This is a genomic window from Chryseobacterium sp. MYb7 (genome assembly GCF_002979455.1).
Taxonomy (GTDB): Bacteria; Bacteroidota; Bacteroidia; order Flavobacteriales; family Weeksellaceae; genus Chryseobacterium.
On sequence record NZ_PCOU01000004.1, the window covers coordinates 142324 to 167090 of the forward strand.

Annotated in this window: 24 protein-coding genes and 1 other RNA gene; 8 read left to right on the plus strand and 17 right to left on the minus strand. The window is 29.8% G+C overall.

Features of this window, described 5'->3' with window-relative positions:
* Nucleotides 1–4 precede the first annotated feature (4 nt).
* Entirely contained in the window at nucleotides 5–1249 is a 1245-nt protein-coding gene (gene fabF, locus CQ046_RS05220) for a beta-ketoacyl-ACP synthase II (protein ID WP_105701248.1), read from the minus strand.
* Between the two features lie 34 nt (nucleotides 1250–1283).
* On the minus strand, nucleotides 1284–1523 hold the full coding sequence (locus CQ046_RS05225; protein WP_002976354.1) for an acyl carrier protein: 240 nt from the start codon (nucleotides 1521–1523) through the stop codon (nucleotides 1284–1286).
* 851 nt (nucleotides 1524–2374) lie between these two features.
* Between CQ046_RS05225 and CQ046_RS05235 the strand changes: the two genes are divergently transcribed.
* The 3 genes from CQ046_RS05235 to CQ046_RS05245 all read left to right on the plus strand — a co-directional run bounded on the left by CQ046_RS05235 (nucleotide 2375) and on the right by CQ046_RS05245 (nucleotide 6114).
* Complete coding sequence (locus CQ046_RS05235) at nucleotides 2375–3670, plus strand: phage integrase SAM-like domain-containing protein (RefSeq protein ID WP_105701250.1); 1296 nt, start codon at nucleotides 2375–2377, stop codon at nucleotides 3668–3670.
* Nucleotides 3671–4185: 515 nt separating this feature from the next.
* Nucleotides 4186–4449, plus strand: a complete 264-nt coding sequence (locus tag CQ046_RS05240; protein WP_105701251.1) for a helix-turn-helix domain-containing protein — start codon at nucleotides 4186–4188, stop codon at nucleotides 4447–4449.
* A gap of 258 nt (nucleotides 4450–4707) precedes the next feature.
* A complete protein-coding gene (locus tag CQ046_RS05245; protein WP_123906571.1) occupies nucleotides 4708–6114 on the plus strand; it encodes a hypothetical protein in 1407 nt (468 codons plus the stop codon).
* A 34-nt stretch (nucleotides 6115–6148) separates the two neighbouring features.
* Here CQ046_RS05245 and CQ046_RS05250 read toward each other — a convergent pair whose 3' ends face one another.
* From CQ046_RS05250 to CQ046_RS05280, 7 genes are all read right to left on the minus strand, one after another.
* Entirely contained in the window at nucleotides 6149–7156 is a 1008-nt protein-coding gene (locus tag CQ046_RS05250) for a hypothetical protein (protein ID WP_123906572.1), read from the minus strand.
* 123 nt (nucleotides 7157–7279) lie between these two features.
* Complete coding sequence (locus CQ046_RS05255) at nucleotides 7280–8299, minus strand: RES domain-containing protein (protein WP_105701254.1); 1020 nt, start codon at nucleotides 8297–8299, stop codon at nucleotides 7280–7282.
* Nucleotides 8299–9258, minus strand: coding sequence for a sce7725 family protein (locus CQ046_RS05260; RefSeq protein ID WP_105701255.1), 960 nt, complete (start codon nucleotides 9256–9258; stop codon nucleotides 8299–8301). Before CQ046_RS05260 ends, CQ046_RS05255 begins: the two co-directional genes overlap by 1 nt.
* Nucleotides 9259–9260: 2 nt before the next feature.
* A complete protein-coding gene (locus tag CQ046_RS05265; protein WP_105701256.1) occupies nucleotides 9261–10109 on the minus strand; it encodes a sce7726 family protein in 849 nt (282 codons plus the stop codon).
* 93 nt (nucleotides 10110–10202) lie between these two features.
* The gene (locus CQ046_RS05270) at nucleotides 10203–10958 is read right to left on the minus strand and encodes a hypothetical protein (protein WP_123906573.1); all 756 of its coding nucleotides are present in this window, start codon (nucleotides 10956–10958) and stop codon (nucleotides 10203–10205) included.
* 95 nt (nucleotides 10959–11053) lie between these two features.
* The gene (locus CQ046_RS05275; protein ID WP_105701258.1) at nucleotides 11054–11368 is read right to left on the minus strand and encodes a hypothetical protein; all 315 of its coding nucleotides are present in this window, start codon (nucleotides 11366–11368) and stop codon (nucleotides 11054–11056) included.
* Between the two features lie 12 nt (nucleotides 11369–11380).
* Nucleotides 11381–11872 (minus strand): hypothetical protein, encoded by a 492-nt coding sequence (locus CQ046_RS05280; protein WP_165790468.1) that lies wholly within the window; start codon nucleotides 11870–11872, stop codon nucleotides 11381–11383.
* 26 nt (nucleotides 11873–11898) lie between these two features.
* On the opposite strand from CQ046_RS05280, the gene CQ046_RS05285 reads away from it, so the two are divergent.
* Nucleotides 11899–12207 (plus strand): hypothetical protein, encoded by a 309-nt coding sequence (locus CQ046_RS05285; RefSeq protein WP_228406882.1) that lies wholly within the window; start codon nucleotides 11899–11901, stop codon nucleotides 12205–12207.
* 130 nt (nucleotides 12208–12337) lie between these two features.
* Here the strand turns inward: CQ046_RS05285 and CQ046_RS05290 are convergent, their stop codons facing one another.
* From CQ046_RS05290 to CQ046_RS05320, 7 genes are all read right to left on the minus strand, one after another.
* On the minus strand, nucleotides 12338–12838 hold the full coding sequence (locus CQ046_RS05290; RefSeq protein WP_105701261.1) for a hypothetical protein: 501 nt from the start codon (nucleotides 12836–12838) through the stop codon (nucleotides 12338–12340).
* A 2-nt stretch (nucleotides 12839–12840) separates the two neighbouring features.
* Entirely contained in the window at nucleotides 12841–13413 is a 573-nt protein-coding gene (locus CQ046_RS05295; RefSeq protein ID WP_123906574.1) for a DUF6705 family protein, read from the minus strand.
* A gap of 11 nt (nucleotides 13414–13424) precedes the next feature.
* The gene (locus CQ046_RS05300; RefSeq protein WP_105701263.1) at nucleotides 13425–15029 is read right to left on the minus strand and encodes a hypothetical protein; all 1605 of its coding nucleotides are present in this window, start codon (nucleotides 15027–15029) and stop codon (nucleotides 13425–13427) included.
* Nucleotides 15030–15731: 702 nt separating this feature from the next.
* Nucleotides 15732–16043, minus strand: a complete 312-nt coding sequence (locus CQ046_RS05305) for a hypothetical protein (protein WP_105701264.1) — start codon at nucleotides 16041–16043, stop codon at nucleotides 15732–15734.
* Nucleotides 16044–16065: 22 nt separating this feature from the next.
* Nucleotides 16066–16644 (minus strand): hypothetical protein, encoded by a 579-nt coding sequence (locus CQ046_RS05310; RefSeq protein WP_185126148.1) that lies wholly within the window; start codon nucleotides 16642–16644, stop codon nucleotides 16066–16068.
* A gap of 6 nt (nucleotides 16645–16650) precedes the next feature.
* Nucleotides 16651–17172 (minus strand): hypothetical protein, encoded by a 522-nt coding sequence (locus tag CQ046_RS05315; protein WP_105701265.1) that lies wholly within the window; start codon nucleotides 17170–17172, stop codon nucleotides 16651–16653.
* Between the two features lie 285 nt (nucleotides 17173–17457).
* Entirely contained in the window at nucleotides 17458–21246 is a 3789-nt protein-coding gene (locus tag CQ046_RS05320; protein WP_105701266.1) for a hypothetical protein, read from the minus strand.
* 652 nt (nucleotides 21247–21898) lie between these two features.
* Between CQ046_RS05320 and CQ046_RS05325 the strand changes: the two genes are divergently transcribed.
* Nucleotides 21899–22423 (plus strand): antirestriction protein ArdA, encoded by a 525-nt coding sequence (locus tag CQ046_RS05325; protein ID WP_105701267.1) that lies wholly within the window; start codon nucleotides 21899–21901, stop codon nucleotides 22421–22423.
* Between the two features lie 156 nt (nucleotides 22424–22579).
* Here the strand turns inward: CQ046_RS05325 and ssrA are convergent.
* Nucleotides 22580–22981: a transfer-messenger RNA gene (gene ssrA, locus CQ046_RS05330) on the minus strand.
* A 269-nt stretch (nucleotides 22982–23250) separates the two neighbouring features.
* Here ssrA and rpsU point away from each other — a divergent pair.
* The 3 genes from rpsU to CQ046_RS05345 all read left to right on the plus strand — a co-directional run bounded on the left by rpsU (nucleotide 23251) and on the right by CQ046_RS05345 (nucleotide 24701).
* Nucleotides 23251–23448, plus strand: coding sequence for a 30S ribosomal protein S21 (gene rpsU / locus CQ046_RS05335; protein ID WP_045501128.1), 198 nt, complete (start codon nucleotides 23251–23253; stop codon nucleotides 23446–23448).
* Nucleotides 23449–23526: 78 nt separating this feature from the next.
* Nucleotides 23527–24414, plus strand: coding sequence for a tyrosine-type recombinase/integrase (locus CQ046_RS05340; RefSeq protein ID WP_105701268.1), 888 nt, complete (start codon nucleotides 23527–23529; stop codon nucleotides 24412–24414).
* On the plus strand, nucleotides 24411–24701 hold the full coding sequence (locus tag CQ046_RS05345; RefSeq protein WP_105701269.1) for an HPF/RaiA family ribosome-associated protein: 291 nt from the start codon (nucleotides 24411–24413) through the stop codon (nucleotides 24699–24701). The genes CQ046_RS05340 and CQ046_RS05345 overlap by 4 nt, the downstream gene beginning before the upstream one ends.
* The last annotated feature ends 66 nt before the right edge of the window (nucleotides 24702–24767 follow it).

The window sequence follows — 24767 nt, forward strand, 5'->3', positions numbered from 1 at the left end:
GAATTTAGATTTTCTTAAATAGAACGCAAGCATTATGCCCGCCAAATCCAAAAGTATTGCTCATGGCTACTTTTACATCTTTCTTCACAGCTGTATTAAACGTAAAGTTTAGTCTGCTGTCAATATTTTCATCATCAGTAAAATGGTTGATGGTAGGAGGAACAGTACCATGAATAATAGTTCCCAATGCAGCAATAGCTTCAATAACACCGGCAGCTCCTAAAAGGTGGCCTGTCATTGATTTTGTAGAATTAATCTGAATGTCATAAGCGTGCTCGCCTAATAATCTTGAGATTGCATTGGATTCTGCGATGTCTCCTAATGGAGTAGAAGTACCATGCATATTGATATGATCTACTTCATCAGCAGTTAAACCTGCATCTTCCAGGCAACTCTTCATTACCAGATAAGCACCAAGGCCTTCAGGGTGTGGAGCGGTCATGTGATGTGCATCAGCACTTAAACCTCCTCCTAATAATTCTGCATAAATTGTAGCACCACGTTTTACAGCGTGCTCATATTCTTCAAGAATTATACATCCTGCTCCTTCTCCCAGCACAAATCCATCTCTGTCTTTGTCAAAAGGTCTTGAAGCTGTTTTAGGATCGTCATTTCTTGTAGAAAGTGCCATCATTGCATTGAATCCACCGACACCACTTGCTGTAACGGCTGCTTCAGAGCCTCCGCACACAATCACGTCTGCTTTTCCTAGCTGGATCAGCATTTTGGAATCAATAATAGCGTTTGCTGAAGAAGCACACGCAGATACAGTAGTATAGTTTGGCCCGTGGAAACCGTACTCAATAGAGATATGCCCAGGAGTGATATCCGCGATCATTTTCGGGATAAAGAAAGGGTTGAATCTCGGAATTTCCGTATTGGCCCATCCTAGCACTTCAGTTTCAAAAGTCTCTAAACCTCCGATTCCGGAACCCCAGATTACTCCAACTCTGTTTTTGTCCACATTGTTTTCAATAATTCTGGAATGTGCTACTGCTTCTCTTGCTGCAACAAGTCCCAGCTGAGTATTTCGGTCCATTTTTTTAGACTCTTTCTTATCGAAATGCTGTAACGGATCGAAATTTTTTACCTCGCAAGCGAACTTTGTTTTAAAGTTTGTGGCATCAAAAAGAGTAATCGGAGCGGCACCGCTCTCACCTTTTACAAGATTTTCCCAGTATTCTTTTGCATTATTTCCTATTGGTGTTATTGCTCCGAATCCGGTTACAACTACTCTTTTTAATTCCATAAACTTTGTTTAATTTCTTTTTTGTTGAAGAATATTATTTATTTACTACTTCTTCGATGTAAGCGATAGCGTGTCCTACAGTAGTAATTTTTTCAGCTTGGTCATCAGGGATCTGAATGTTAAATTCTTTTTCAAATTCCATGATAAGTTCAACTGTATCTAGTGAATCAGCTCCTAAATCGTTAGTGAAGCTAGCTTCAGGAGTTACTTCTGTTTCTTCAACGTCAAGCTTATCAGCGATGATAGCTTTTACTCTTGATGCAATGTCTGACATAGTAAATTATTTTTTTAATTGTTAGATGGTGCAAATATATAAAATTCTTTACGATAAAACATTTTTTTAGTCTTTTTTGTGGACCAGAAGCTTTCATTTTAGATTGTTTGGCTTTAGTCTTTTAGTTTTCAGATGGTTATGTTAGGATGTCTGTTGAAACGAAATTGAAGTGTTGTTGATTAAAATAATACCATCTATTTTTTAAGCTCCTATTTTCTTTATTTATCATCATTTTATTAAGTAGAAATTATTTCAGTCATTCCAAAACCGGTATTATCTATCATAAAATTTATATACTATTATTTAAAACGAGCCTTATCTATTATAAAATTGAGTGCAAGACCTTATCAATTGAAGGAGGTTTATGATAACCTGGCTCTTGTTTATGAAAAAGAAAAGATTATAAGAATTGCTTGTTTTACAGAAATAAATATAAAAAACTTGATGATAGTTTGCGCAATGTCGAAAAATATGCATTGCTCCGTCTCAATTTTTCTACGAAAGAAATTGCTCATTATAATCACCTGACTATTCGGGGAATTGAAACCAAAAAAAACAGATTAAGGAAAAAACTGGATATTCCTTCGAATGAAGACCTCAATAACTGGATGATGAAATTTTGAAAATTGAGTTGTATATCTATATGGTATAATAAAATAAAAAAAGGACCTTGAAAAAGGACCTTTTTTTATTAAAAGTGGAGTTGGAGGGATTCGAACCCTCGTCCAAACAAGCAATATGTAAGCTTTCTACATGCTTATTCTACTATTGGTTTTCGACTGGAGGCAGAGAGCAGATGGGCATCTTCTGATTTTCGGGAACAATTTTGGGAACAATTTTGAAATCACGAAATGGCATCAGTAAGTTTTTTTATTCGCGGAAAAGTAGCAGACAAAGAATCTACAATTTGGGTAAGATTTAGAGATAAGGGTATTGATATAAAAGCCCCAGTGCCTTATCTGAAATGTAAACCGAAAGATTGGAAAGATGGTAAGTGTAAACTTACTTCAAAGAAAATAACAGAGAATGATTCCGATACAATTAATATCCGTTTAATTAAATTGGAAACAGAGATTATCTCTAAGTATTATGAAGAGAGTCCAGATATTGACCTAAAGGATTGGCTAGAATATGTAATTCTGCCAACTAAATCAAAGCCAGATAAAGAGGAGTATTCTGACAATGTACTTTTGTTTATAGACGATTACATTTCACTAAAGGAAAGGAATGTTGCTAAATCAACTATAAAGAAGACAAATGTTGTAAAACAACTTTTGAATAGATATGTCGAAGATAGGAAGATAAGAAAGAAAAACTTTAAAAATCTGCGATTTAAAGATTTGGATAATAGTTTTAAAGCCGATTTTGAGGAATATTGTCAAAAGGAAAACTATAAAATATCAACTACTTATAGGAATCTTAAATTCCTTAAAATGATTTGTAAAGTGGCTGAGTCTTTTGATATTGAAGTTCATAAACATACTGCAATGTGGAAATTTGATATTGAGAAGGCTACAAAAGCAATACCTAAATCTATATATTTGACGTTTGATGAACTTCAAAGAATCGAAGAAAAAGAAATGCCCTTTGATTATCTGGATAATGCAAAAGACTGGTTATTGATAGCCTGTTACACTGCACAAAGGGTTAGCGATTATTTGAGATTTACTTCATCAATGATTGTAGAGGATAGCGAAGGACAGAAATACTTAGAATTTACTCAGCAAAAAACAAACGCAAGAATGAAAATTCCATTGTTGAAGAAAGTTCAGGATATTTTATTTAAGAGGGGAGGAGAATTTCCCCGAAAAATTTCCGATGTTAATCTAAATCTTTACATCAAACAAGTTTGTGAAATTTCTGGTATCAATGAAATAGTATATAATGGAAAGGTTATGGTAGTTGAAAGAGAAGACAAAAGTAAGATAATACGAAAGGTTTTTGGTTCTTATCCTAAGTATGAGCTTGTAACCTCTCATATTGGTAGGAAGAGTTTTGCTTCAAATTTTTATGAAAAAATACCTACTGCTTATTTGTTGAACTTTACAGGGCATACAACAGAAAAACAGCTATTGACATACATTAATAAGACAGATGTTGAAAAGGCTAAATCTACAGCCCAAATTTTTAACAAATTAGGTTTTTAGATTTTGTTTGGCTTAATTTTTGATAAAATTTAGATAGATTATAAATGTATTATGTCACTTTTTTGTGATTAAAATTTATAGTTAAGAGTAGACGCTATTTTATATTAATTTTAGTAATTATTACAAGGTCTTGATTAATTAAATGCAATCTTGAATTTTGTAAAACATTAATAATCAATTCTTTGAATTGAAATAATAGTTACGCCAGAAACCGTAAATAGAATTTAATCCTTAAGTTGTATAAACTTTTTTTGAAGGATGATGTTTATATGGTTTTTGAAGGTTGCGGGAAGTCCTCCGAACTAAAATAAAAGGTACAGTTTCTTTTTCAAAGGAGAAATTATATTTAATCAAAATATAGCTTTTAATATCAATTAACAAACATACAAGACTCAATCTAATGATTGGGTCTTATTTTTTATGTCTAAATATCAACAGGAAATCTTGTAAAGGGTTTCCTTTTTTTATGCCTGTATGTCACGTAATTGAACCGATAACAATAAAAAAATATAATTATGAACAGTAAAAACAACAACAATAGTAATAACACATTATTAGTCCAAATGACAAAAGATGGACTAATGCAGGATTTTGAGCAGGTAGTTCGCAAAGTAGTCAATCAAATGCAGGAACAACAAGCATCAAAGAATGAGAAACTGACTTATACGCGTGATGAAACGGCTGAAATCTTAAATGTGACTCTAAAAACACTTCATAACTGGAATAAACAGAGGATTTTTAAGCCTTCTACAAAGGTTGGTAAAAGAGTATTATTCTAAAGATGAGGTATTATCAAGGCTAAAAGGGGAATAGCTGAGCGTATAAAAATCATCTTTATTATTATGCCGTACAATTCTTATACGTACGAATATATAGAACAGAATCTTTTACAATTACACCATACAACTCTGTGTGCGTACATGTAAGGCCTCATAAATACCCCAAAAATCAACTAAAACATTTTTTATAATAAAATCTAAATGCATTGCAAAAAAGCTGTGTACGGCCATTGTTATGCCCTTTTTATAACATTAATTATGAACCAATATTATATCTTAATACCCAAAAACCTGAATCTGGAACAAAGATTGTCTAAATTTCCGCCTGATTTTAAACTGAGCAGTGATTATTGTCATTATTTTATCTCTGAACTTATTAAAGAATCAAGTTATCAGAATCAAAAAAAGAATGACTTGTCGTCTTCAACAAAATTTTTTATACCTCGATGTTCACAAATCAATCAATCTATTTACAATGATTCAAAAAAACACTTAGATTACCTTTATAAAGATTTTGGAGGTGAGGGTCGGATGTTGTTTAGAAAAAATTATGAAGAAAGTAAATGTTTTTCTTATAATTTACCCGAATACTATTGGGGCGATGGTGAATTGAAACTTGTTTGTATTACTGAAGAAGACCTTATTGATAATATTAGAAAATATGACAAGCCTCAAATTGATAATATAGTCCGAAAACGCTTCAATTTCACAATAAACTACTTTGATATTGGCCGTTTTGAATTTGATGCAGAATCAGCTTTAAATGAGCTATATCAAAAGTATAAACAGACAGGAAACTACGCAAAATATCTTAAAAATGCTGTCAGAGTCATGAAATTCAAGAATGGTTACTTTCCTTTCTGGCACAAGCCTAAAACGGACGGCAGATTACATACCGCTATTACACAGTTTCCTAAGACTTGCAGAAAGTATCTAAAATATGACGGTGAAAGGCTAGCGGAAGTCGATTTGTCGTCCTCAATCCCATTCTTCTTGTCTTATATACTCTCTATTCCCGCATATACACCTACAGCTATATCGGCTAAGGATGCCGTACTATGCGCACAGTTACCGTACAGTGAAGACATTCTACATCATTATATGTTAGTGGAATCTTTGGTAAGGCCTTCTAGCAGGGAGATAACGGATTTCGCAGAGTTGATTCAGAATAACCGACTTTATGAGTTCTTTATGATTGATTTTATGAACCTTGATAATTTTGATGTGGGATTTGAAAATATGTTCCAAAGACCTTTTGATGGAGATATGGATGATTTGAAAACATACAGTAAAAGAAGGCTATTATCTATGTTCTTTGCAAATGCTAAATATTATGAGCAGGAACAATTGGTTTTTTACCGTCATTTTCCAAGTATACACGATGTTATCAAAAAATTTAAACAGACGAAATTTAGAGATTTTAAGAAATCTAAACGACATAAAAAACTTGCTTTTATGCTGTTTCAATTAGAATCTCATTTTATGTTGAATATTATTGCCCGTGAGATTAATAATAAATTTAAACGCAAAATTCCACTTTTTACGCTTCATGATTGTTTGGTTTTAAAAGAATCTGATTTAGACCAAGTTTATGAATTGATGCATGAAATATTTATCCGTGAAATTGAATATGCTCCAAATATGACTAAAAAAATATGGATATAGATGGATTTGTTGATTAATATTTATTTTGTATTTGTTATTTTTTTGGGATAATATTTACCTCTTCAAAATCTATTTTTTCTGTTTCAAACTCTAATAAATCTACTTTATCTTTTGCTATTTTATACTTAAATGAAAATTTAACATCAAAGTCTTCCTCGACTAAAAAATAATGGTCGTTCCAATCCCAATCAGTTATTTGAATATTTCTTCTTTCATCAAATATGTAATAATCGGATTTATATATAAAATATTCAATTGTGAAGAGACCTTCGGCTTTAATTGGGATATAGAAGTAGTTATCAATATATTGAATTTTTGAGCTATCTATTTCAATGTTTGAAACTTCATCAATGCCAACCAGTCTTCCTTCGTTATTATCATCAGGGATATTAGTGCTGAATATTATAATATCGTTTAATATGTTATTCCAAATATCATCATTTGCAATAACTTTAATTTCTTGTATATTATCTTCAATTATTAGTAATTCATCTGCATAATGCTCAATTGATTTATATTTATCATTTATTAATTTAAATTCAGGTAAATCGTATAATTCGGAAAACTCTTTTATACCTATTATATTTGGAAGATTGTCACATGATTCTCTTAAATTATTGTCATCACAAATAAAGTGAATTTGACCAAACGTTTTGCTCATTGTTTTTAAAGCCTGATAAATAAATGCATCAGGAATATCCTTTCTACTTTTAGGTGTTGGAAATGGCTCTGTTCCCTCAAAGTAAGAGTTCATAACATTTTCTCCATGCTTTTCATCTATTGTATGAAGTATTATTTTTGAATCTTTAATAAAATTTTTCCAATGTTTTTGAGTTGATTTTTCGATATCAATAGCTTCAATTTCTCGGGCTATTTTTTTGAATTTAAAAAAATCTATATCATCTACTCCTTTTTTGTTAATATTATTTAGCTCTTTAATGACTTTATTAATTATTTCTTTGCTTTCAAGGTAGTTAGTTGTTGTAATTTCTTTATACACAATCCAAGATATGTGAAATTTTAAAAGTCCAAGCTTACTCATTTTCGCGAGTAGAAGAATATCGGAGCTACTGAGTGTTCGGTCACGCCTTAAAATACTACTATCGATTGAAATATTCATCATTTTAATTAAGGAATGTTTATAATGTTTTGTTCCTGAATATATTTATATATTTCGGAAAATTAAGTCTAATTGTGAAACTCTAATTTTTTTTACATCAACACATTCCATGATGTCTTGCTTAAATAAAACTAAGTTGTTCCCAATATTATGTACCGAACTTCGAAATTTTATACCTTGAACACCCGTAAATATTTTTATGAACTCACAAATAAACTGTGTAGGAATGTAATCTAATTCTGAATCATATCTTCTCATAGGCTTAGATAAATCTAAGCTAATTAGATTTTTTAATAGGGTAGATTTTATTTTTTTTGTTATTTCATTGGGGTGAAATAAGGTTGGAGATTCAGTAAAATCAGATATATAAATTTCATCACTAACTGTGGGGTTTAAAGAAAAGGTCGCTATTGAAACTTCATCTAAATATGTAGCACGTATCTCATGTAGTATAGTTTCTTCATTGTCGCTTAGGTAAAGAAATGGTATACCTGATGGATTTGCTCTTCCTGCTGATGCTATTTCTTTTTGAGGGGCAAACATTTGTGTATTGGGATAAGTAGGTTCATTTGATTTATGATGTAATCTTGCCCTATAAAATAAATCAGATTCGCTAATTGTAATTTTACTTTCGAAGAAACCGTCCCAACCTAAATCTTCTGTAAGAAAATTTATATTAGTTAAATATCTTCTTTCCCATTTTAATTGTTCTTTAAGCTTATTCCAGAAATTTACGTTTTCAAGAATTTCATTATTGAAGTCTATTAACTCTTCAGAACTTTTAATATTTGTGTCAATTTTCCTAACAATGAAATTAATAATTCTATTTCCTGTGTCAATATTATTAAATAGGCTCCAATTACCTTGAATTTTAGATATTAATCTCTCTCCATCAGCTTTTGGTGTGAAATTGTCAAATAATTCCTTAAAAAAATCATAAAGCTCTTCTAGATTGATTATTTCAATGTTTTTATTGTTGCAGAAACCACAGTCACCAATACTAGCTAATGATGTAATAAATCCTTTTAATTCTACATCAGAAAAGCAATCTTTGCAAACTAACATTAAATTTGATTTAAATAATTGCTAACAACGATTAAGTGATTTTTTATTGAGATTTTTTTTACAGTTCCCAAACCAGGATATCTACCAATTGCTCCATCTTCATGCACAAAAGTTAAATATCCTCTCATTTCGTTTACTGCTGAATTTTCTATATTATTCTCATCACAAAAAACTATCATCTTTTGGGCAGCTTCATAAAATTTTCCTTGTACGTTTGCTATCGTATCATTTGTTTCAGAAGTAAAGTGTCTAACCCATATTTGATTATCTTCATGAGGATTTAAATACGTAAAATGTATGACAACAGCTCTTGGTGTACTTCCTCCATCAATATACTCACTGGTAAGAACTGTGAAATCTGAAAAACCTTGATAATTTTCCTCAACATAATACAGATGTTCTTCGGTGAATTTATGTGCAGGTATGTTAAGGAAATCTGCATTTCTTTGTTGTCTTTCAAAAACATCATCCAATCTTATATATGACTTATTTAGCCCTTTAATATACCTATCTAATCCTCTATATTTACTAGGGTCTTGTAACATTATATGTGTAATGGAGGGATTTTGGCATAATTCTTTAAAAGACTCTTCATCAGAAAAATTTTCTAAACAAATTAATAAACAATTGTTGAGTTTATATTCTTCTATGCTACCTAAAATGTAATCAGTGTTATCGGAATAATGAAAAGCATGTAAAAAATGACAATTATCTAAATTTGATAAGTAGTCTAAAAAGACATTTGTATCACCGGGAATTTCTCCTTGAAATGGATTTACTATTAAATATGGGCTGAAATTTTTGTCTTGAAAAACACGATGTGCTAAGTTTAAATTATTAAAACTTTCTTTGACGGGCTCTAAAACAGGTATGATTTTGTCACTTAAAATTTCTTCATTTACTAATTCTCTGAGTGAAATTAATTCAAATTGTCTTGCTCTTAAATAAGGATAATACATGGTTAATTGATGTTAGTTTTTAGTTTTTCGATTAATTTATTTTTCTCAACTTTACTTAAATTTAAAGATAAACAAATTTGATTAAATTCATTGTTTATTTTGTTGAAAAACAAATTATTAATCTTTCTTTTTTTAATAACATCAAGAAATAATAAATTTAATTCTTCATTTGGTATTTGAAAAAGTAATTTTTTACACGTTTCATATTGTGTAAAAACACTCATTTCGGGTAAATAGCCAAAAAAGCGAAGGATGATTTCTAAATATTCTTTTGTATGTAAAATTTCCATTAAAGAATCAGAGTCAATTTCATTGTTTCTAATTGCTTTCCTTTGTAATTCGAATTTTTTACTTTCTAATTCATATGAGATAATACCAATACAATTATCATAATTAATATATTTATTAATTTGAGTTTTTGGTATGATAATATATAATTCATTAAATATTTTTTTATACTCTTGTATTTGGTTAGATAACCTATACTCCTTATCTAAAATTGTTTTAATTTCAAAAGCTTTAGAAATTCCGTTAAACATTGCTAAGTCAGCAATTGCTTTTCCTGTTCTAAATTCATTTATAATTAATGAGTTCTGATTTCCAAATTCACTTTTAAGCCATTGATTTAGGAATTCATTTTTTAGAATATATTCATTAGGGTAATTATCTCCTAAAATTTTATATGTATTTTTTAGAACATTTAAATAATTAGAACCTTGATATTTTTCGAGTAGATTATATCTTTCAAGTTTTAAATCAATTGCTTTAAAATCATCTTTAAACCACCTTTTAACTTCTTTCCTTGTAAAAAGTGATGAAAAGTCACGTAGTTGATTTATATGATATGACATTAGATATTTTTTGCAAAAATAGGTACAATTTTTTTAACTACTTATGATTGAATTTTATTGCTATCTCAGAAATAAAGTATTAAAAATTATAATTTACTTAATGAAAAATTCCTCTTCCATATTTTTAATTATTTCAGGGAAGGTTTGTCTATTTATTTTATCAAACTCTTCAAAAGAAATCTTTTCACCAGGAACGTTTTTAAGGTATTCTTTATATAGAATAGGCAAGTGTTTTTCTCTTTTCTCTAATAAACTTTTGAATGCGTCCTGAACACAGATGTTTGTGTTTTTATAAAAAAATGTATCTTCTGCTACTTGTGCTTCTTTAAAAGCTCTAACTATATTATTGTCAAAGACCAAATTGCTGTAAAAAGTATGAAACAATTTGTATATATCCGTAACATATTCTTCGTATTTTGATGCTATTAGTGAGTTGAAAGGTGCCTTTTTCTTAATGCTAATTTTTTCACCTATGTATATTCCATGACATAAAGCTAGAATAAGGTATAGTCCATTTTTAGATTTGATGTTGATTTTTCTTGTCAGGTTTTGAATTTCTTCCCAAGTAATTAATTTTTTATCATTTCCAATTATCCCATCTAGTTTTGAGGAACCGTGTGTATAAATGTGAATTAAAATATTGCTATTTGTTATCTCATCTTTATATATTGAATCTAAAATTAAAAAAAAATCTTCTTTCGTCTTGAATTCAAAGTATTTAGTTTCGATTGAATCGTCAGTAATTTTTAATTTTGTTGCTGTATCATTATATAATGCAAGAGCATTAGTGTGTGGTGATTCTGTAGAATCAATACATTCAATGAAATAGAGTTTATTTAATTTATACATAATTTTAATAGTTATTAGTTTATTACAATAATAAGAAATTTCGACTTTAAATTGTATAATAAAATTAAGCCTCATGACGAAGCTTAATTTCAAAATTATTTACCACTAAAAGGATTATTGCTTTCACGCATAAAAACTGTACCCATTTTCTGATATTTGATAGTTTTGCCTTTAACACAAGCTGTATAAATTCCACTTCCTAATCCATTCTGCGCCCGAATAATGATTACGTCTTTCTCTTCAACGCCATTATCAATAGCTACAAATTTTTTCAATCTATTGTTTTTGATTGGTTCTTTAAAATCATTAGGTAAATCACATTCTTTTGCAGTTTCTTTTGGTTTTTCTTCCTGCGCAAAAAATAATACTGGTGTCGTTGCTAATAATAGTGTAAAAAATAATTTTTTCATAATAAATTGATTTTAGTTATAATTGTTGTTTCTTTTCTGTTCATTTTCCCAGATTTCATATTCAGCCTGCAATCTCTTTGCTTCTTCCCATTCTTGTGGCGTAATACTTTTTAGTTCTTTAATAGCTTGTTCCTGTTCTTCTTTAGTCATAGTTTTTGGAGTTTGGCTATTGGTGGTATTACGGATTTTAGAAATTTTTTCTTTTTCCTTACTTGCTTCTGCATAGCTGTCAAATCTCATCATGTATCTTTCAAGAATGTTTTTGTTAAACAAATAGGCGTTGCATTTAGCCTGTGTGTCATCCAAAATCATATATTCTTCATCCGCGCTAATAGTATAAGGTGTGTTAAAGATTCCTGTTACAATTGCAGATTCTTTCCCAAAATATTTATCTTTTACCTTGAAGACTACAAACGAAGGTTTTACGGCTGTTTGAAGCGTGTTTTGAGGTGTTGAATGCTTGGATTTTTCAATCTTTGAAATGACGGATAAATTTCTGGTCAAAAATCTGCTAAGAGAAAGTGTCGGTAATGACTGTCCGCATCTTTCCAAATGGTTTGACTACCACTGATAAGCCAGATTCATTCAAACTGTTCCCCAAACTTTTGCAACAGATTGAATCCGATTGTATGATTGATACCATTACAAAGCAGATTGCAGAAACAATCCCTAATATGCCACTTTGGACGATACATGATTCTTTTTGTACTACACAGAGTTGGTTTCCAGTTCTGGAATCTATGGTGCAGGAGCTGTTTTTGAGCTATTCTCAGGGTGTTTTGCCGAGTTTTAAGGCAGAATTATGGTGCAATAGTGATGAGTGCCTTAAAGTGGCTTAAAATCAAAATGATTGGCTTTACCTGTATGTGGTAGAACCAATCATTTTTAATATTACAGTGGGTGAAATATTACCATAGCTTTTTTCCTAAACATATTTCCAAAGGAAAAATAGCTTTTTTAGTAACAAATCTAATTTACTTCTTGAATATTGAGTTTTGCTGCCTTTAAAATTAATTCTATAGATTCATAAAATTTTCCATGATATTCCTTTGAAATACCATAGCTATATAATTTTTTTGTAAGAGTATCTTTCCTTAAAATTATTGAATTATTTCCACCATCAGTTATAGATGTCATTACATTAGGGTTTCGTGGTAATTCTATATCTTTTTGATTGGTTTTTATAATCAATTCATAAATTCTCTGATACTCAACAAGTGTTATTCTTCTATTATTATATTGTTTATTATTTTTTAAAGTTTTTACAATAACAGGTTTTTTCCTTTTAGCCTGTGTAGGAAGTAAGGTAATGGTTAATCTATCTCCTTTTATGAACATGACATTTTCATGGTTAAGTTGTATGTACTCATTAGTATTTTTTTGTGAAATACATGAATCTAATAACAAAAAAATGAAAACTATAAGTAATAATTTTGTCATTTGGAATAAAAAGAAAATCTTCTTAGACATATTTATTGCTTTGTTAATATAATATCTTTAGGGAAATTAATAGGAAAGTCACCATACTGGTCTATATAGGCATTGTGTTGACAGCTTGGGTCTACAAAACTTGGCTCATACTCAAAATGTAAAGTCATTTGATTTCCTACAAAGCTAGTGATTTCTAACAGGGCTGTTTTCCTACACATATTTTTCGGATAAAAACTTATAGTTTGTTTTCCTGCATGGTGAAGACTTTTGTGAATTCCTCTGAATTCTGGATTTTGGGTGTCAAAATTGGTAATTCTATCTATTTCTACAGTAGTACCATCTGTAGCAATGATTTTTCTTTCTCCAAAAATCTTATCTATATAATATGGTTGATTATCATTGTAATAATATTTAATCTTTTTTAATTCTAAATATAGTGTTTTTCCATTCCAAGTACCCTTCCATAAGCCAACATATTTATCCAACTCATTGTTAGTATCTTTTATATATGCGTTATTAGGGATGTCACTTGGACTAGTGTTAAGAGGGAAAATTTGCGCTTTACAGAAAACTGTAATAATTGTTGAAAATAATATTAATAATAATTGTTTCATAATTTTAGATTTTAAGGACATTGTTTTGTTTTTCTGTTTCCGTTTTCAAGATATATTTCTGTATTAGTTCCATCACTATTGATTTTAAAGAGTTTAAATCCGACCATATTCATTTTGTCTTTCACAAATTTCAAAAACTCTTTCTCTAATTTCTCCATATCATATATAACCTCTTGACTTACATTTGTTACCTTAACAGCACTATTTAATTTCTCCTTATACTTCTCATTTAAATCATAAAATTCCTTTTCTGTATAATTTGGAAGAGAAACAACATCTGAACCATCGAAAGCCATTAAATAATTCCCATTACTTGTTACTACTGTGTATGTAAGATGATTTAAAGGAATTTTAGGAGTATTTGTTGGTATATCATTCCACCCTTTTGCCCAAATTATCCATTGGTTAAATTGCAAGACATCACCAGGAGAAAATATTGGATATATACCATCATAGTGAGTATGTTGTATTGCAAAAGTATTAGGGAAAAATTTAACATCTACTTGTGTGGTTCCAGGTTGATTTTGTAAGAGTTGATTTTGTGTTCCTGTTTGAGATGTGCCCAGTCTGTAACCATTTTCATAATTTAAGCCTGTTTTTCCTTCTAATGAGGTTATGTTAGCTTTAAATTTTTCATCATCAGTCGATTTTTTTATTCTACCACAAGGAGTATTTTTGGGGAGTGTTAAAGTTGGGGAAGTTGGGATACCTGAACAGCTACTTCCATCTCCTAAATCGGTGCTTGAGCCTAATGGGTCTGTCGCTATACCATTTCCATTACAAGGTGTTTCTGTTGGATTAGGAGTTGTGTCCCCTGGGTCCGTGCTTCCACCTCCCAAACCTCCTCCATCACCAGAACCAGTTCCACCTCCTGGTGCACCGTCATCTCCTAAGGCTGTACTCGCTGTACAAACTAATGCAACTGTAGTAATGTGTAGAGGAGGATAACCTCCATCAGCATTCTGCCAATTACATCCACCCCAAGTGCTTTCGTTACCCGAATGATGCTCACCTGTATAGCAGGAAAAAACCATATCTACCGTTTGGTAAGAGCAGGATTCGGCACCTCCCATACTTCTATTAGAAATCACACCTCCATAAGTTCCTTTTACGAGCTCTACTACAGTAGTTTTTCCTTTAGTCTTTATGCTTTTTCCTAAAAGTAAATCCTGTTTTTCCTGTGGTGTGAAATTGTAAGTTACTAAAAGTTCTTTATAACTTCCGTCATTTAAAGGAACTAATACCAAATTTTCTAATGGTGCATTTTCAGGCGCATTTTCCCTTACCAGATTAAATGTATAAGTGTGAAAATTTGGGCCGTTTTCTATATATGTTACATTGTCTGTGTCAATGGAAACTCCATTTGCATAATCAATTGTTTTCCCTAATGCATTAATACTGGTTTTTTGGAGATTAGTTTGTGCTTTTTGTAATTCAGATTTAAGAATCAATTTGTGTTTACTTTGTTCTAAACTAATTGTTTTGGATGTTGGTTTGAATTGACTACTGTTGTTGTAAGTTTCCTGATGTTCAGATAAATAATCATTCCTGCAGGAATGCATAATGGCTAAGATAGTTACTAATAAAAGTAACTTCGACATAAATTTGTTTTTCATTAAATGTTTTATTTAAAAGTTATAAAATTAATTATTTTTTCTAATTGTCAAAATTTATTTCTTTATTTAATATTACAAAGATATACACTCATGGCGTCAAAACTTGACGTATTTTTTTTTCCACTAAGTTCCCGCCCCGATTAGAATGTTTAGATAGGTTTGAGTGTGATATAAGTAAGATAATATTTGGTATAAATTTGTAGTATATATAGGTACTATGTAGCAGATTCTTTGTTAGCCCCTCTTTTTATAGGTGTTTACAGAGATTTAAAACATAAGCCTCAACCCCTAGGTCAAGGCTCAATTTTACAGTAAATATCCACTATAAATGTACTGCCAATTGTTGTATCTAAGATTGATTATAGCATTTTCACTTTTACTTATTACAAGTGTTACAGTACATCTTTTACCACTTGAATCCACGCAATAATAATCCTGTACCAAACTATCATCAATGTATTGTGTTGGTTTGAAATCAAGGATTTTATATATTTCCTGGGGGCTTGAATGTACTATGATTCTTTGTTCATCAGCATTTATAGTTACTGTAACAGATACCTTTCTTAATCCGCTCTATTCAGCCCAATATCCGTCTTTGTTCTGCCTGTATTTGATATACTCTGTTTTTATTTGGGATTTTTGCCCGAAACATATTACAGATACTATGCAAAATATAATTATTAGTAGGCTTCTCATGGCTAATTACTTTTTGAAAGGATTGTTATTTTCACGCATAAAAACTGTTCCCATCTTTTGATATTGGATAGACTGCCCCTTTACGCAGGCTGTATAGATTCCGCTACCTAATCCGTTTTGTGCTCTGATAATGGTTACTTCTTTCTCTTCAACTCCATTATCAATGGCTACGAATTTTTTCAAACGTTTGTTTTTTATTGGCTCTTTGAAATCTTTAGGTAAATCACATTCTTTTGCAGTTTCTTTTGGTTTTTCTTCCTGTGCAAAAAACAATACTGGGGTAGATGCTAGTAATAGCGTAAAAAATAATTTTTTCATATTGATAAATTTTAATTTAAAATCAGTTGTTTATAGCTGTTATATTGGTTTTCTGAAGCCCTTGTGTGTTTTCAATATTTGAAGTGGTTTTTACAGTGTCTATGTGTCTTATGCAGTCTCCTAATGTCTCATGTTTAGACTTCCTACAATTGATGCCTAAAATTGGTAGAATAAGAATCAAAACCTTTAATCGGTATCTCTTGAAAAACAAAACGATTAGCGTGTATGCTAACCAAAATAGTAGGAGATATTTGTAATCTCTAAATACAGATTTTGCATACAATACCCCTTTGTTAGAGTATCTTTTGAAGTCTGAATCATACAGTAAATCACTGCACATTATTCCATTTATCGGTAAATCTATCTTTGTTCCGAAAGTAGTAGTTTGGTACAATGCACCTACGGGAGTTGTTGTCGGGTCATACGTTTGGCTTAAAATAATCTTTCCATTACTATCAATATTCGGAATGTTCAAATTGGGGATATATGAAAATGTACTAAAATGCTCTACTGCAAAAACAGTCAAAAAAGCTAATACAAAACCTTTCAATATTGATTTAAGTATATTGTGGTCAATCTGAATAGTTGTTTTTTCTTTCATGACAGATTAATTAGCTGTAACATTTCTAATTATGGTATTTACAGAATCATATAGCCACTGTATAACACGGTTAGTTTCATTTGCTGATGCATAGTTGATTCTTGTTCTATTTATCTCATTAATACAGCTTTTTTGAAAAGTATCAGAGATAAGTTTCCTTTGTTCATCGGTTACATCTAAACTATTGATTTGATTAGATATGGTATTTACTGTATTTTGAACTTGCTGAACATTATTGTTATATCTGTTTTGTAAAATAGTTGTGGTATTTCCTAAACTTGAAATATTCAATTGCTGTGGGTCACGATATTGTGTAGGTTTGCGAACAGTGTTTGAAACTGCTGAACCATCAATATTATACATTTCCCATTGTTTAGTGAAGCTATTATACTTTTCGTAACTAATCATGCTACCACTTGGCTCATAATATTCATATCTATCATAGTATGAATTGTATTTTCTGGTAATAGATTGAGAAAAACAAAGGGTTCCTAGTAAAAAACATACGGAAATGGTAATTTTTTTCATAAGTGATTTATTGTATCACTCAGTCCCTAAAGTGAAGGTTAATAATGCAGAAAGCGTGGGACTAAGCCTTATTGGTCTCAGGCATCGCCAAACGCCCCACCCCAAATAAGTTTAGCCCACGCCATAGCGCAGGCATTAACCTATTATTTTTGAGGTGTGTACTTTAAAATTGGCGATTTTGAGACACTCAAATAATAGCTAACGCTTTATTTTTCGATAAAATTCTTCTGCAAATATATAATTTAATGACTATAAAAATTAAAAAATAATTGTATGTATTTGTGATTATTTGCTAAAATCGTTTAGCCAAACCCGGATTCTATTATTTTTTGCAGGTTTAGATGTTCCTGCAATATTGACGGTTTGTAATAAGTTTATGTATTGAATGTTATATGGTGTGTTTTCAAGCATTAACTCTGATTTTGGAGATGTATGATATTCTTCTGATAATAAATTTTGAATATCAAGAATTCCTTGTTTTGTTAAGTTATCACCGAATGAATTAACTAATTTAACTTTTTGCTCGTCACTAAAATTATGACTTAATATTATTTTTAGCTTATTAAAATCAATTAAATCATGTAAAGGTATTGGATTATTTAAAACAAAGTAAACAATTTCACTAGCCAAAGTCTCATCGTTTAAATCATCACTTGATATGCCATTTTTTATAATATCTAATTTTGAATTATTGTCTAAATTGTAATGTTCCAATAGTAAAATTTTATCTTCAACAGATAGTTGAAATTCATTGATATTTTCTAAGTAGTTCCAATCCTTAAGCAACAGTTCGATATGTAAATCTGGGTGGTTAGCTTTTATTTTTTCATAATTATTTTTAGTTAAAGGAATTATCCCATTATCAATAAGTACTTCAATTTTTTCTTTATTTATGATTTTAATTTCAAAGTCATCAGAAAGTTTAAAATCAGTTGGGATACAATTGCGTATAATGTCTTCATATCGGTTTAACTCAATCTCGTCATTAACAAGTAAATCTTCAATAAATATATCTCGAACTTCATTTTCTACATCTATATTCATTTTAGATTCGCCAATTAAATCTGAACAATTTTCTATTTTATTAATAAAGGTATTCAAGTGTTCGCTGAAAGTATCAAAATTCATTCGATAGTGTTCATAGACATTTTTCCACGTAGCCTCAACTTTGTTCATCTGAATAACTAAGTTATAGACTTCGGCGGTCTTTAAATCTCCAATATATTTAATAACATTATTTTGTTTTTCGAGGAAAAGAATTTTTTTATCGGCTTCTAATATTTCATTATTAAGAATTTTTAGAAGGAAACTTTCATCGTCATATTGTTCATCAATTAAATTTGAATATACATTATCTATGTAAGAATTAAAATTGTCGTCTTCAATATAATTTATTAATTCACCTAAATCATATACTTCGCATTCATATATGTATGATAGATTACTTTTACTGAAACTCTCTAAATCTAATCCTGTATCAAGTTTTTGTTCTATAATTATACCGATATTATTTTTGTTAATTGTATATCTATTATTTTCATATATGAAATTGAATAATTTATGTGATTTTTCAGGAAAAGTTATAATTTCATTTATCTTTATATTTAGAACGTTAATAGATAGAATATCTGTTATTCTTTTTACCTCATTATCAGTTTCGAAATCAAATAAAATACTTACATTATTTGAAATGTAATTACTCAATTGAAATTCATGGTTTAGGGAAATTAATGTATTATAATCTGCTTGAGTTAGTAGATGTTGTAATATTTGTTTTTTATCCGTTTCAATAAAAGTTGTGTCTGAATTTATAACTGCCCAGAAGTTATTCCAGCTATTAGCTAGTTCAATTATAAATTTATCTTTTTGACTCCCTCTATAAATATATAAACTTAAAAATTCTTTAATTCTGTCATTATTCCACTGTGATATTATGAATAAAATTCCATGAAATTTTTCAAGATATAGGTTTTTTGAAACAACTAAAGTATCCAATAAATTAATATTTAAGATTCTACTATTTCTAAAGTATTTTGTTGGCAACTCTTGAATTATATCATCAATGTTATGTAGTTCATAATCAATTGGCTTTGGTCCGTGAATTTTCGAAATTAAGTTTATTTTAAATTCATAGTCTGATTCTGTTAAGCCACCCTTTTGAAATATAGAAATATAATCCTTGTAGTGTTCATTTATATAGCCATTTTCTAAAAGAAAAATAAGTAATGGGTCATTGTGAGCTCTTTCTTTTTCTTCGATAATAATATCTTTATATAGTTTATTAAATTCATCTCGTAAAGATTCTTCTGAATAATTCTTTGTTTTTATGATTTCTTCTAAATTCCAATTTTCAATATCAGCAAGTTTTTCTCGCCATTCTTTGATATTTTTTTCCTTATCCTGAATATCTTTGTCCTTATTAATTATAAAATCATATTTCTTAGAGTATGAATAGCCAACAGTGGTTTCGATTGTTTTAAGTGTCGCCCTTAAATTCCCTTCATAGGGGTAACCTTCGAGAAAATATTTAATGTATGAATACAAAGGGTCTAAATTTAATGTATTGTCAACTATATTTTTAAAGCTTTGTTTTTCTTGTCCGATAAATAATCCTAAAACATTTGAATTTGAAATTTGTTCCCGAATGTGGTATAGGAATATTGTATTTAGCTCTTTAATGCTATTTAAATTATCTTTTTTTATAACTTCTATCTCCTGTTTTATTTTAGTAATTTTATTTCTTATCTCATCTATTGAACTTTTAATAAGTTTTTCCTTATTTTTAAAAACAACATCAATATTACTTAAACTAAAATGTAATTTTGAAAAATCTTTTGGTCTAAGATTCTTATAAATAACAATTGCCAATAAGTTTTCTGGATTTAATTCTTCTTGTTCAAGTTTTTGCTGTTCTTTAAAAATTATAAATTCATTTAATATATTAAGTAGTGTTCTATTGTCAGTGATAAAAGTAGAAACTGTATTAATAAACTCTTTACTTGGCTTTTCAAACACTCTTTCATTTTTAAATATTTCATCAAGTTTGCTACTTAAAACATTTTTTGAGTTACTATAATTTACAAAAGGAATAGCTGGGATAATAAGGTCAAAAAATTTTGTTCTATCAAGCTCGTTTAAAAATAAATCATCCTTAATGGCATATAAAAATGTTATTTTTCTTAAAGTATTTTGTTCAAGATTTTCTAAATAGGTATTAATTAAGAAGTTGACTTCTCTTAATGTTCTATATATTTCTGTTGTATTAAACCTGTCTAAATCTTCAATTACAACTACGTCAATGTGAATTTTTTCAAAGAAATAAATTATTTCATCAATATGCTTGTTCAGTATATCTTTATTGTCGTCTTTTTTGCCTAATTCAGCTTCACCACTTAAACTAATTTTATTAATTTTAGAATTAATGAAAGATTTAATTATTAACTGTCCGCCAAAAAATAATGAAATCAAGAGAATTAAAATTAATACTATAAAACTCCATGAAATACTAGTGAAAAACTCTCCAAAAGTATTTGATAAATACCAATTGTTAGGGTTTAGTTGGAACTTATAAAAGCTTAAAAGAATGTATGTTGATATTAATATGCCTAAAATTGAAGACATGTTAATCCAATTACTTTTATTCCAAATATTTGTTTCAGTAATTCTATTAATTCTTGATTCAGGTAATTTATCAGCCTTTTGGCTATAAATTATTTGTTGTAATATATTTAGTTGAATTTGGTCTTTGAAATCCTTATAATCAGTATCTTTTATTTCCATAAAAGAAGCTAGAGAAATATGTAAAATCTTAATATCAGAATATAAAGATTTAAATGACTTTATTATTGTACTTTTTCCTGAGCCATATACCCCTGATAAAGCTAAGTTTTTTACATCTTCATTATCTATAGCATCTTTGATGTGTTTTAAATATTTTTTAACCCTAAAATCATCCTTTTTGTCCAAAGGTGATAAAACTTCGAGTTTAATATTTTCTTCATTATTCCGTTGTGTGGAATTTGTATTATTTATTTCGTTTGATTGAAGAGTTGTATTTTGATTTAGATTATTCATAGTTATGTTTTGGGATTAAATCACTCAAAAATCTTACCCATTTAAATGTCTACGAAATAATGACAACGCTCTATTCTTATTTGTGACTTTTTGTCAGTGGTTCAAAAAGTACAAGAGTTTTATATTCAATGTTTTGTCTGTTTGAAAAAATAGAATAAATATTATTTTCCATACAGTAAGGTCTGGGATTTATTTACAAGACTATAATAGATAAAATGCATATTGAGAAAATTTATTTAATTATATTTATTGGACAATTTACCCTAAAATAATTAAAAATATTTCCACTCCAAGAATTTCAAAATTTTCAAATGTGTATCGACAGGCTCCCTACCATAGAGAAAGTATATACCCACTCGAAAGTTTTTTTCGATATACCCCCTACATGATGTTTTTTGTTTTTGACGGCTGGTTTTGTTTTCCTGCTCTCCGAGTAGTTAAAAAGTTTTTAACAGACATTGATATTTTGGTTAAAAAGTGCTGTAAATACTTGTATTTATGGGCTTTTTGTTGTACATTTATACATCTTTACAAGCTACTTTTAGCCTTGTGTCTTTGGATACAAGGTTCAATATAAAAATAAAAATGCCTAGCTGTCTCGAACACAACTAGGCTACATCAATAAATTTTAACATATCTAAAACTTATCGACATGACAAAGTTAACAAATTGTCTTGATACTGCTTGTATCTATGTAGGGACGTACGCAAAGTACAACAACGGCTCATTATTTGGGAAATGGCTAAACCTTTCGGATTATTCCGACTATGACTCATTGCTCAACGCAATGTATGATTTACACAATGACGAATCCAAACCTGAATTTATGTTTCAGGATTACGAATGTCCTTTTCTTGAAAAAATGGGATTGTTGAGCGAATGCCATATATCTGTAGATATTTACGAAATAATTGAGCAAATCAACGATTCAGGTCATGACCTAGAAGTTTACGAAGCGTGTTTGGATAATCTAGGTAGAATGGATTTTCAAAGTTTATATGAGTATGCAAATAATTTTTATTACGGCGAATTTGCAAGCGATGAAGATTTTGTACAATGGCTGTATGAAGATGATACGCTTACAATTCCTAATTGGGTCGTCATTGATTGGAGCGCAACTGCACGGAGTATAATGTTTGATTATTTTGAAAGTAACGGACATTATTTCAAGGCTTAAATAACTATTTAATATATTTGTATTTATAATTAAATTGTATTCCGTTAATCAGGAGATTTTGTAAAAATGTTTGGGAACAATTTCGGACACAAAAACAAAAAAGAGAAAATGTAAATATTTAAAATTCAATAATTTACAAATTCTCTTTTGTTTAAAAAGTGGAGTTGGAGGGATTCGAACCCTCGTCCAAACAAGCAATACATAAGCTTTCTACATGCTTATTCTACCATTGGTTTTCGACTGAAAGCAGAGGATAGACACCCAACTACCAGCTTATCTTCTGAATTTTTCGAGCTTTAGCCAAAGCTTCTAAAGCCTTATTTCCGCATTCCTATATCCCAGAATCAAACGCCGCAGAACAGAGCATTTGTGGAATATCTTGCTTCCCTACTGAAATCTTCGGGAAAACGCTTGATCTACTATACTTCGATATTAAGCTGCAAGAGCGAACTCTTCGTTGCCAGTTAAAATTTTGTAGCAAGGGATTATAGAGATCGCGCTACGGTTCTCTGCATGCTTACTTACCCATTGGTCTTGCTGTCGAAACCAGTCAACCCCATGAATAAAGTGGATGCAAAGATAATGCTTTTTGTTTACATTTCATTAATATGAATGAGTTTAATGAAATAGCATAGGGAATAAACAAGTTGGAGGTATTGAAATTTAAATAGTTTAGTGATTGTGGATAAAAATATTATTACGCGTTAACGACCTTTATTACTGGATTTATTGAAATGTTTGAAATAGGGTAGCCGTTCTTTATGGCAATATATTTTGTGTTGTAAAAAAAAATGTCTAGTTTTGCAATCCAAAATGAGATGTAAAATATGTTAATAATTCCAGTTAAAGATGGTGAATCCATCGACAGAGCTTTAAAGAAATACAAGAGAAAATTTGATAAAACAGGTACTGTTCGTCAATTAAGATCTAGACAGGCTTTTATCAAGCCTTCTGTAACTTTGAGACAATCTAAGTTGAAAGCTGCTTACAAACAAAGAGCGCTTAGCAAAGAAGAGCAGGCTTAAGATTTTTTCTTAACCATATATTAATTCACTTCTTAAATTCTTATATTTGAGGAGTGAATTTTTATTTTTATACCTATGATGCTGGAAAAGTTTTTAGAATACTTACAATTCGAAAAAAGATATTCTCCTCATACCATTACAAGCTACAAAAAAGACCTTGAAGACTTTTCCCATTTCTTTCTCCGAACAGAATCTTCCGAAAATTTAGCCAAAGCAGACAAAAAAATTATCAGAAATTTTATTGTCGAACTAAGCGAAAATGATATTTCCAAGAGAAGTATCAATAGAAAATTATCTTCCCTTCGCAGTTTTTATCTTTTCCTTTTAAAAATAGGTGAAATTAAGGTTTCTCCTACTGAAGGTATCTCTTCTCTGAAATTTTATCCTGAGAAGCAAATACCTATATCTATAGAAGAAATGACGGATCTTAATGAAAGGATCTTTGAACAGGTGCACGATGTGCTGGAAAAATGTATCATGGAGGTGCTTTATCAGACAGGCATGCGTAAAGCTGAATTTTGTGGCCTGATATTTGAGAATGTTGACTTATATGGAAATGAATTAAAAGTAATAGGAAAAGGGAACAAAGAAAGGGTTATTCCTATTTCCAATGAATTGTCTGAACTTCTTAAAAGTTATCTGGAAATAAGAAATCCACAGACAGAATTTAAATCATATTTTTTCGTCAATAAGAAAGGGAAAAAACTCAACGAAAAATTTGTTTATGTGGTAGTTAATAAGTACCTTAGTCTTATAACAACGAAAGAAAAAAAAAGTCCTCACATCCTTCGGCATAGCTTTGCTACACACGTTTTGGATAATGGGGCGGAGATCTCCAAAGTGAAAAAAATATTAGGGCATTCCAGTCTTGCCAGTACTCAAGTCTATACGAATGCTAATATTGAACAATTGAAAAAAGTGTTTAATCAGGCTCACCCTCGAGCATCAAAAAAAGAAGAATTATGAAGATTTCAGTTCAATCAATTGGTTTAACACCACACGAACCACTAGAGTCACACATTGACAAAAAAGTAAGCAAATTGGATACCTTTTATGACAAAATTCAGGAGTGTAAGGTATTTTTAAAAGTAGAAAATAACGCTGATAAAGTTAATAAAACTGCTGAGATTATTTTGGCGGTTCCGGGAGACGATATCGTAGTAAAGAAGACATCCGCGAGTTTTGAAGAAAGTTTGGATCTTTGTGTTGATACAGCTAAAAAGCTACTAATCAAGAAAAAAGAAATGGCTTAGGAAAAAAAGTTAAAAAAAGTTTATAAAATATTTGAGAATTCAAAAAATCCGTTCTATATTTGCACT